The sequence below is a fragment of the Pseudomonas sp. NPDC087614 genome (assembly GCF_044743485.1).
GTDB lineage: Bacteria > Pseudomonadota > Gammaproteobacteria > Pseudomonadales > Pseudomonadaceae > Aquipseudomonas > Aquipseudomonas baetica_A.
The window spans coordinates 24,052-25,460 of record NZ_JBIUWN010000081.1; the positions used below are offsets into that span (position 1 = coordinate 24,052).

The 1,409-nt window shown below is 58.1% G+C and carries 2 protein-coding genes; both read right to left on the reverse strand.

Annotation, left to right across the window (positions count from 1 at the left end; translation table 11 throughout):
• On the reverse strand, nt 1–587 hold a 587-nt coding region (gene cyoC / locus ACIOWA_RS23290), incomplete at its 3' end, for a cytochrome o ubiquinol oxidase subunit III (RefSeq protein WP_401162145.1).
• A gap of 3 nt (nt 588–590) precedes the next feature.
• Nucleotides 591–1,409 (reverse strand): cbb3-type cytochrome c oxidase subunit I (locus ACIOWA_RS23295; protein WP_401162147.1); only part of this gene is annotated, 819 nt, incomplete at its 5' end.

Sequence of the window (1,409 nt, forward strand, 5' to 3'; positions counted from 1 at the left end):
GTCTGATCTGGATGGGCATCATGATGTACCAGGTCAACAAGCACGGCCTGACGGGTCTTGTTGGTCGCCGTCAGGCCGTGCTTGTTGACCTGGTACATCATGATGCCCATCCAGATCAGACCCGCGGAAACGTGCAGACCGTGAGTACCGACCAGGGTGAAGAACGCGGACAGGAAGCCCGAACGGCTAGGACCGAAGCCCTCGGAGATCAGCAGGTGGAACTCGTTGATCTCCATGGCGATAAAGCCAGCGCCGAGCAGGAAGGTCATGAACAGCCAACCCAGAACCTGCTGCTTTTTACCTTTGTACAACGCCAGCATGGCGAAGCCGTAGGTGATCGAACTGAACAACAGCAGAGCGGTTTCGCCCAGCACGTAGGGCAGTTCGAAGATGTCGTGGCCGGCTGGGCCACCGGCAACGTTGTTTACCAGTACCGCGTACACCGCGAAGATCGACGCAAACAGAATGCAGTCGGTCATCAGGTAGAGCCAGAAACCGTATACGGTCATCTCGCCCGAATCGTGGTGATGGTCATCGTGCCCATGGTCACCATGGGCGTGTCCAGCATTGGTCACTAAATTCGACATGGTTTAAGCCTGTTCCAACGAGGTTTCAACACGGGTGGCGGAAGCCGGGATTTTCCCTGCCGCAACCAGACGCTTGTGCTGCTCGGCTTCGATGCGCTCGATCGTTTCAACCGGAACCATATAGCCCTGGTCGTCACGCGCAGCGTGGATCACGAAGTACACGACAGTGCCGACCAGACTTGCGATCGCCAGCCACCAGATGTGCCAGATCATCGCGAAACCGAACACGGTCAGCAGTGCGCCCATCACCACGCCAGTGGCGGTGTTGTTCGGCATGTGGATCGGCTCGTACTTGGCCGGAGCCTGGTACGCGGTACCGTTTTCCTTGGCTTCGGTGAACGGGTCGATGCAGTCAGCCTTAGGCAGCACAGCGAAGTTGTAGAACGGCGGTGGCGACGAGGTCGACCATTCCAGCGTGTGGCCATTCCACGGGTCACCGTGATCGCACACGTTCTCTGGCTTGTTACGGTCACGCACGCTGACGTACAGCTGGATCAGTTGACAGGCGATACCGACAGCGATCATCACCGCGCCGAACATGGCAACGTACAGGTACGGCACCCACTCAGGGTTGGTGGTGGCGTTCAGACGACGGGTCATGCCCATGAAGCCCAGTGCATAGAGCGGCATGAACGCGACGAAGAAGCCCGAGATCCAGAACCAGAACGCTGCTTTACCCCAGCCTTCGTGCAGCTTGAAGCCGAACGCTTTCGGGAAGTAGAAGCCGAAACCGGCGATGTAACCGAATACCGCACCGCCGATGATCACGTTGTGGAAGTGCGCGATCACGAACAGGCTGTTGTGCAGAACGAAGTCAGCACC